The organism is Pseudonocardia pini (assembly GCF_013870575.1).
Taxonomy (GTDB): domain Bacteria; phylum Actinomycetota; class Actinomycetes; order Mycobacteriales; family Pseudonocardiaceae; genus Pseudonocardia; species Pseudonocardia pini.
Map to the genome: position 1 here is coordinate 1 of NZ_JACBXB010000205.1, position 7,853 is coordinate 7,853.

At 72.5% G+C, this 7,853-nt stretch carries 8 protein-coding genes; 3 read left to right on the plus strand and 5 right to left on the minus strand.

Annotation, left to right across the window (positions count from 1 at the left end; translation table 11 throughout):
* Positions 1-128: 128 nt before the first annotated feature.
* Positions 129-1,391, minus strand: a complete 1,263-nt coding sequence (locus H5J29_RS13940) for an AMP-binding protein (RefSeq protein WP_312858211.1) — start codon at positions 1,389-1,391, stop codon at positions 129-131.
* On the opposite strand from H5J29_RS13940, the gene H5J29_RS34335 reads away from it, so the two are divergent.
* On the plus strand, positions 1,383-1,547 hold the full coding sequence (locus H5J29_RS34335; RefSeq protein WP_220187404.1) for a hypothetical protein: 165 nt from the start codon (positions 1,383-1,385) through the stop codon (positions 1,545-1,547). The genes H5J29_RS13940 and H5J29_RS34335 overlap by 9 nt on opposite strands.
* Before the next feature lie 146 nt (positions 1,548-1,693).
* Positions 1,694-1,867, plus strand: a complete 174-nt coding sequence (locus H5J29_RS13945) for a hypothetical protein (RefSeq protein WP_181781379.1) — start codon at positions 1,694-1,696, stop codon at positions 1,865-1,867.
* A gap of 1 nt (position 1,868) precedes the next feature.
* On the opposite strand, the gene H5J29_RS13950 is transcribed toward H5J29_RS13945, so the two are convergent.
* From H5J29_RS13950 to H5J29_RS13965, 4 genes are read right to left on the minus strand one after another with little or no spacing between them, the layout of a single operon-like run.
* Positions 1,869-2,258 carry a hypothetical protein gene (locus H5J29_RS13950; protein ID WP_181781380.1) on the minus strand — a complete coding sequence of 130 codons (390 nt, stop codon included), beginning with the start codon at positions 2,256-2,258 and terminating at the stop codon, positions 1,869-1,871.
* A gap of 47 nt (positions 2,259-2,305) precedes the next feature.
* Entirely contained in the window at positions 2,306-3,442 is a 1,137-nt protein-coding gene (locus tag H5J29_RS13955; RefSeq protein WP_181781381.1) for an acyl-CoA dehydrogenase family protein, read from the minus strand.
* Positions 3,432-5,456, minus strand: coding sequence for an acetyl/propionyl/methylcrotonyl-CoA carboxylase subunit alpha (locus H5J29_RS13960; RefSeq protein ID WP_181781382.1), 2,025 nt, complete (start codon positions 5,454-5,456; stop codon positions 3,432-3,434). Before H5J29_RS13960 ends, H5J29_RS13955 begins: the two co-directional genes overlap by 11 nt.
* Before the next feature lie 5 nt (positions 5,457-5,461).
* The gene (locus H5J29_RS13965) at positions 5,462-7,039 is read right to left on the minus strand and encodes a carboxyl transferase domain-containing protein (protein ID WP_181781383.1); all 1,578 of its coding nucleotides are present in this window, start codon (positions 7,037-7,039) and stop codon (positions 5,462-5,464) included.
* Positions 7,040-7,145: 106 nt separating this feature from the next.
* Between H5J29_RS13965 and H5J29_RS13970 the strand changes: the two genes are divergently transcribed.
* The gene (locus H5J29_RS13970; protein WP_181781384.1) at positions 7,146-7,823 is read left to right on the plus strand and encodes a response regulator transcription factor; all 678 of its coding nucleotides are present in this window, start codon (positions 7,146-7,148) and stop codon (positions 7,821-7,823) included.
* Positions 7,824-7,853: the final 30 nt, after the last annotated feature.

Sequence of the window (7,853 nt, forward strand, 5' to 3'; positions counted from 1 at the left end):
AGCGGTGCCGGGCAACGGCTCGGCGAGGGCGCGCGCGAGGCCGGAGCAGCGCTCGTGCGGGGTCCCGGCCATGACGGGACTCTACCTTAGGGTCCCCTAAATCGCATGGGCGACCTCGGATAATGCGTTCAGTCGAGTGTCGGTAACTCTCTGCTGACGACCTTCCCGGTCTGATTACGGGGGAGCTCGTCGAGGAACACCACGTCTCGGGGAACGGCGAACCGGGCGGCCTTCGCGCGGACGAGGTCTCGCACCCCGTCCTCGTCGAGCGAGGCTCCGGGCCGGAGCACGACGTAGGCCGCGAGGCGCTGGCCGAACCGCTCGTCCGGCACCCCGACGACGGCGACCTCCCGCACCGCGTCGTCCGCCGCGATCAGGTCCTCCACCGGTCCGGGATGGACGTTCTCCCCACCGGAGACGATCATGTCGTCCCCGCGGCCGGTGAGGTGGAGACGGCCGGCGTCGTCGAGGTGCCCGAGGTCGCCGGTGCCGATCAGCCCGTCGTGCGTCTCGATCTCGGTGCCGGGGCGGGTGTAGCCCTCGAACGGCATGTCGTTGCCCACGAAGACGCGGCCGTCCGTGCCCGGGGGGACCGCGCGGCCGTCGTCGTCCAGGATGCGCAGGACGGTGCCCGCGGGCGCGCGGCCGGCGGTGCCGGGGGACTCGCGCAGGTCCCGCGGCGCGGCGATGCTGACCCAGGAGACCTCGGTGGAGCCGTAGAGGTTGTAGAGGCAGTCGCCGAAGCGGTCCATGAACTCGCCCGCGAGGCCGCTGGGCAGGGCCGAGCCGGAGACCGCGACGATCCGGGGCCGGTGTCCGCGCCAGCCCACGCCGGACTCGAACAGGCGCTGCGCCATGACGGGCACGGCGACGATCGTGTCGACCCGCTGCTCCTCGACGGTGTCGAGCAGCTCCGCCGGGTCGAACCGGCGCCGCAGCACGACCGTCCCACCCTGCAGCAGGGTGAGCAGCAGGCCCGCGTTGCCCCAGGTGTGGAACAGCGGCGCGGCGACGAGGACGGGTTCGCCCGCGCGCATCGGGATCACGGAGAGGATCGCGGCGGCCGGGCCGAGGTTCGAGATCGGGGGGCGGCGGGCGCCCTTGGGTGTCCCGGTGGTGCCCGACGTCAGCACGATCATCCGGCCCTCGCGGCCCGGCCGGGCGGGGGCGGGGCCGGGGGTGGCGGCGAGGGCGTCGAACTCGGCCTCGGTGATCGGGTCGCGGTCGACGAGGTCGCGGAACTCCTCGTCGGTGACGATCGTGTGCAGGTCGAGCTCGTCGGCGATCTGGTCCTCTCGCTCAACGTGCCCGACGCCCCCGCCTCCGACCTGGGGCCGCTGCGCGAGGCCGCGCTCGCGCCCTTCGGGTCCGTGCAGGTCCGGGTGGCGCACACCGAGGGCGTCGACGGCGCCCCGGGCACCCTGCAGGCCACCGTCGGCGAGCCGGAGGAGGCGGCGGGACCGGACACCGACGTCGCCCTGCTCGCGGCCGGTCACCCGACGATCACCGAGCTGCGGACGGTCTCGGCGGTACCCGGCCTGCTCTGACGGTCCGTCAGGGACGGACCACCGGACGGTGTCTTCAGGTCGCCGACTGTTCACCCGTTCGCCACGTCCCGCGGGACCCCTGGGAACCCTGTGACACGTGGGACCCCGGATCGAGCGTGACGAGTGGCATAGCCCACACTGTGGCAATGGGTGACGGGCAGGCACGGTACGAGTGGTCCACCCGCTTCGCGCGCTCGGTGGCCGAGGAGATCCGCGGTGGCGTGGCCACCGGCATCCTGACCTGGGCAGAAGCCGATCTGCTCCTGGCCAGGCTCCGGATCGTCGTCGAGCAGGCGCTGGAGCCCAGCCCCGTCGGATGAGCTAGTGCTCGTCACCGCCCGTGAGGAGCTCCTCGAGCTCGTCTGCCACGTGCACGACGTGCTGGAACGGCGCGTCGAAGGCCGCCAGCTCGCCCTCGTGCAGGGGGATCGCGTGCCGGAAGACCACCACGCCGTCCTGCGACACGACCCCGCCGATCGCCGACTCGCCCGCCTTCGCCAGCAGGTGCGGCAGGTCCAGATCGGACAGCTTGCCCACCGGGGAGGCGATCTGCGCGGCGGGCGACTCGTCCGCCCCGGTCACGCTGCGGACCACGACGAGCTGGGTGCGCTCGCCCTTGGTCGGCAGGTTGAACCACAGCTCGGTGTCGGTCGACCGCATGATCTCGTACCGCACCCGGACGTACGACACCAGGTCGTCCCAGCTCGCCACGTCGGCTCCTCCCCCATCGGCCGGTCGATCCGGCGGATCTCACGACCCTACTGGAGACCCAACGTGCGAGCGATCAGCATCCGCTGGACCTCGCTGGTGCCCTCGCCGATCTCCAGGATCTTCGCGTCCCGGTAGAAGCGGCCGACGGGGTACTCGTTCATGAAGCCGTAGCCGCCGAAGACCTGGGTGGCCGTGCGGGCGTTGTCCATCGCCGCGTTGGAGGCGACCAGCTTCGCGATCGCGGCCTCCTTCTTGAACGGCTTGCCCGCCAGCATCTTCGCCGCCGCCGCGTAGTAGGCCAGCCGCGCGGTGTGCGCCCGGACCTCCATGTCCGCGATCTGGAACTGGATCGACTGGTAGCGGCCGATCGGCCTGCCGAAGGCCTCGCGCTCGTGGGCGTAGCGCACCGACTCGTCCACGCAGCCCTGGGCCAGGCCGACCGACAGCGCGGCGATCGCGATCCGACCCTCGTCGAGGATGGACAGGAACTGGGCGTACCCCCGGCCCTGCTCGCCGAGCAGGTTCTCGGCGGGCACCCGGACGTCGTCGAAGAAGAGCTCGCGGGTGTCGCTGGCCGACCAGCCGACCTTCGAGTACTTCTCGCTGACCGTGAACCCGGGGGTGCCGGAGGGGACGATGATCGCGGAGATCTCGTCGCCCGCGGTCCGGGCGGTCACCGTGACCAGCTCCGTGATGTCGGTGCCGGAGTTGGTGATGAAGCACTTCGACCCGTTGATCACCCACTCGTCGCCGTCCAGCCGCGCGGTGGTGCGGGTGGCGCCCGCGTCGGTGCCGCCGCCGGGCTCGGTGAGCCCGAAGGCGCCGAGCCTCTCCCCGGCCGCGAGCTGCGGGAGCCAACGGGCCTTCTGCGAGTCCGTCCCGAAGCGGTGGATCGGCATCGCGCCGAGCGAGACCCCCGCCTCCAGCGTGATCGCGACGGACGAGTCGACCCGCGCGAGCTCCTCCAGGGCGAGGCAGAGCGCGAAGTAGTCGCCGCCCATCCCGCCGTGCTCCTCCCCGAACGGCAGCCCGAACAGGCCCATCGCGGCCATCTTCGCCACGAGCTCGTAGGGGAACTCCGCGCGCTCGTAGAAGCCCCCGATGACCGGGGCGACCTCCTTCTGCGCGAACTCCTCGACGGTCGCCCGCAGCGCTGCGTGCTCCTCGCTCAGCTCAAGATCCATCGTCGGCTCCCTCGATCACGAGCAGCACGGCGTCCTTGGCCACCGTCCCGCCGGTTCGCGCACGCAGCTCGCGGACCGTGCCGTCGACCGGCGCGGCGAGCACGTGCTCCATCTTCATGGCCTCGACCACGACGAGCGTCTGGCCCGCCGTGACCTGTTGTCCCTCGGTGACCTCGACGACGGTCACGGTGCCGGGCATGGGCGAGAGCACCGGTCCGCCCGCGCCTGCGGCCTCCTCGGCCGCCGCCTCCAGCGCCTCCTGCTCGCGGACCGCCCAGCTGCGGCCATCGGCCCCGACCCAGAGCACTCCGCTCGCGTCGCGCGCGCAGGTCCAGGTCCGCGTCACGCCCCCTTGTGAGTGGCGATGGTCGCTATGGCGACCATCGGCGCGCACAGTGGTGATGGGGACGGGACCGGCGCCGTCGACGGAGATCTCGGCCGCGGCGGCCCGGCCCCGGGCGCGCACCTCGACGGGGTCGTGCCCGCTCACCTCCAGCCTGCGGACCGTCCAGGCGTCCTCGCCGATCCGCCAGCCGCCGGGGATGTCGAAGGGGTCGACGACCGCCCCGCTCGGCTCGAGGTCCAACAACGCGATCCCGGTGGCGACCCCGACGACGTCCGCCGGGAGGTCCTGCCCGGTCAGGGCGTCGAGCCTGCGGCCGACCAGGCCGGTGTCGAGGTTGCCCGCGCGCACGTCCGGGTCGGCGAGCAGCGCGCGCAGGAACCCGATGTTGGTGCCCAGGCCCAGCAGGACGGTCCGGGCGAGCGCCGCGTCCAGCCGCCGGAGCGCCTCGGCGCGGTCGGCGCCGTACGCGATGATCTTCGACAGCATCGGGTCGTAGTCCGAGCCGACGACGCCGCCCTCGGCGATCCCGGAGTCCACCCGGACCCCGGAGACCGAGCCTGCGGAGTCGACCCTCGACGCCGTCGGCTCGTGCAGGACGAGGATCCGCCCGCCGGTGGGCAGGAAGCCGGCGGCGGGGTCCTCGGCGTAGACCCGGACCTCGACCGCGTGCCCGCGCGGGACGAGCTCGGCGGGCCAGGGCGCCTGCTCGCCCGCGGCGACCCGCAGCTGCAGGGCCACGAGGTCGACGCCGTAGACCTCCTCGGTCACCGGGTGCTCCACCTGCAGCCGGGTGTTCATCTCCATGAAGAACCAGTCGTCCGGGCGGTTCCCGTCGACGATGAACTCGACGGTCCCCGCGCCGGTGTAGCCGCAGGCGCGGGCGGCCTCACAGGCCGCGTCCCCCATGGCCGCCCGCTGCTCGGGCGTGAGCAGCGGCGAGGGCGCCTCCTCCACGATCTTCTGGTGGCGCCGCTGCAGCGAGCACTCCCGCTCGCCGAGGTGCACGACCGCGCCGTGGGTGTCCGCGAGGACCTGGATCTCGATGTGCCGCGGGCTCGTGACCAGCCGCTCGACGAGCAGGGTGTCGTCCCCGAACGAGCCCCTCGCCTCCCGCCGCGCGGACGCGATGGCCGCGGCGAGGTCCTCGGCCCGGTGCACCTCCCGCATGCCCTTGCCGCCACCCCCTGCCGAGGGCTTGAGCAGCACCGGATAGCCCACCTGCTCCACGGCGAGGGTCAGCTCCTCGTCCGTGAGCCCGAGGCCGTCGGAGCCGGGGACCACGGGCACGCCCGCCTTGGCCACGGTCTGCTTCGCGCGGATCTTGTCGCCCATCGCCTCGATCGCGGCCGCGGGCGGACCGACGAACACGATCCCCGCCCGCTCGCAGGCCGCGGCGAACGCGGTGTTCTCGCTGAGGAAGCCGTAGCCGGGATGGATCGCCTCGGCGCCCGTGGCCTGCGCGGCGGCGATCACCTTCTCGATCGACAGGTAGGACTCGGCGGCCGGGGCGGGCCCGATCCGCACCGCGACGTCGGCCGCGGTGACGTGCGGGGCGCCCGCGTCGGCGTCGGAGTAGACGGCGACCGAGCGGATCCCGAGCGAGCGCAGGGTGCGGATCACCCGCACCGCGATCTCCCCGCGGTTGGCGACCAGGACGGTGGAGAACATGCGCCTCACATCCGGAAGACGCCGAACGCGGGGTCCCCGAGGGGCGCGTTGGCGGCGATCGACAGGGACAGGCCCAGGACGGTGCGGGTGTCGGCGGGGTCGATCACGCCGTCGTCCCAGATCCGGGCGGTGGAGTAGTAGGGGTGGCCCTGGGCCTCGTACTGGTCGCGGATCGCCTGCGGGTCGGCGTTGCCGACGGTGCCGAGGACCGTGGCGGCCTGCTCGCCGCCCATGACCGAGATGCGGGCGTTGGGCCACATGAACAGGAACCGCGGCGAGTAGGCCCGCCCGCACATCGCGTAGTTCCCCGCGCCGAAGGAGCCGCCGATGACCACGGTCAGCTTCGGCACCCGCGTCGACGCGACGGCGGTGACCATCTTCGCGCCGTTCTTCGCGATGCCGCCCGCCTCGTAGTCGCGGCCGACCATGAACCCGGAGATGTTCTGCAGGAACACCAGCGGGATGCCGCGCTGGTCGCACAGCTCCACGAAGTGCGCACCCTTGACCGCGGACTCGGAGAACAGGATCCCGTTGTTCGCGATGATCCCGACCGGGTGCCCGTGGATGTGCGCGAAGCCGGTGACCAGCGTGGTCCCGTACTCCGACTTGAACTCGTGGAAGCGCGAGCCGTCCACGACGCGGGCGATCACCTCGCGCACGTCGTACGGGATCCGCGAGTCGGTGGGCACCGCCCCGTACAGCTCCGCCGGGTCGACGACGGGTGCCTCGGTGGGCAGCCGCTCCCACGGCGGCGCGACGCGCGGGCCGAGGGTGCCGATGATCGAGCGGACCCGGCGCAGGGCGTCGGCGTCGTCGTTCGCGAGGTGGTCGGTGACGCCGGAGACCTTCGAGTGCAGGTCCCCGCCGCCCAGCTCCTCGGCGGTCACGATCTCGCCGGTGGCCGCCTTCACCAGCGGCGGACCGCCCAGGAAGATCGTGCCCTGGTTGCGGACGATGACGGCCTCGTCGCTCATCGCGGGCACGTACGCCCCGCCCGCGGTGCAGGAGCCCAGGACCGCGGCGATCTGCGGGATCCCGAGCCCGGACATCTGCGCCTGGTTGTAGAAGATCCGGCCGAAGTGCTCGCGGTCGGGGAACACCTCGTCCTGCGCGGGCAGGAACGCCCCGCCGGAGTCGACGAGGTAGACACAAGGCAGCCGGTTGTGCAGCGCCACCTCCTGCGCGCGGAGGTGCTTCTTCACGGTCATCGGGTAGTAGGTGCCGCCCTTGACCGTGGCGTCGTTCGCCACGACCACGCACTCCCGGCCGGACACCCGCCCGACGCCGGTGATCATCCCCGCGCCCGGGGCGGCCCCGTCGTACAGGTCGTGCGCCGCGAGCGGGGAGAGCTCGAGGAACGGCGACCCCGGGTCCACCAGGGAGTCCACCCGGTCCCGGGGCAGCATCTTCCCGCGCTCGACGTGCCGTGTCCTCGACTTCTCGGGCCCGCCCAGCCGCGCGGTCGCGAGCTGTGCGTTCAGGTCCGCCACCAGCGCGCGGTGCGACTCCGCATTGCGTGCGAACTGGTCCGCGCCAGGATCGACCGAGGTGCGCAGCACCGGCGTGGCTGCGGTGAGCTGCATGGATATCCTCCAGCTACGTTAGCGTTCGTTAACTAGGTTAGCGCTCGTTAACCAGGTTGGCCAGTGCCCTCAGGGCCGTCACAGCCGTACGCCCTACGGTGACCGGATGCGCCTGCTCCTGGTCGAGGACGAACGCCCGCTGGCGGAGATGGTCCGCCGCGGGCTCGCCCGGGAGGGCCACGCCGTGGACCTGCGCCACGACGGGCCCTCCGGCCTCGACGCGGCCGTCCGAGGCGAGTACGACGTCGTCATCCTGGACATCATGCTCCCGGGACTGTCCGGCTACCGGATCCTCGAGCGGCTTCGCGCGGCGGAGATCTGGACGCCGGTCCTGATGCTCACCGCCAAGGACGGCGAGTACGACGAGGCCGACGCGTTCGACCTCGGCGCGGACGACTACCTCACCAAGCCCTTCTCCTTCGTCGTGCTGCTCGCGCGGCTGCGGGCGTTGCAGCGCCGCGCGGGGGACGCCCGGCCCACCGTGCTCGCCGTCGGCGACCTCCGGCTCGACCCCGCCCGGCACCGGGTGCACCGCGGCGACACGGAGATCACCCTGACCCCGCGCGAGTTCGGAGTGCTGGAGCACCTGATGCGGCACGCGGGCCAGGTCGTGACCAAGACGGACATCCTGCGCGCGGTCTGGGACGCGCACTACGACGGCGAGGTCAACGTCGTGGAGGTCTACGTCGGCTACCTGCGGAAGAAGATCGACGCCCCGTTCGGCACCCAGACCATCGAGACCCTTCGCGGGGTGGGGTACCGGATGCCGGAGCCCGGGTCGTGAGTGCGGGTGGGGTCTCGTAGCGGTTCCCGC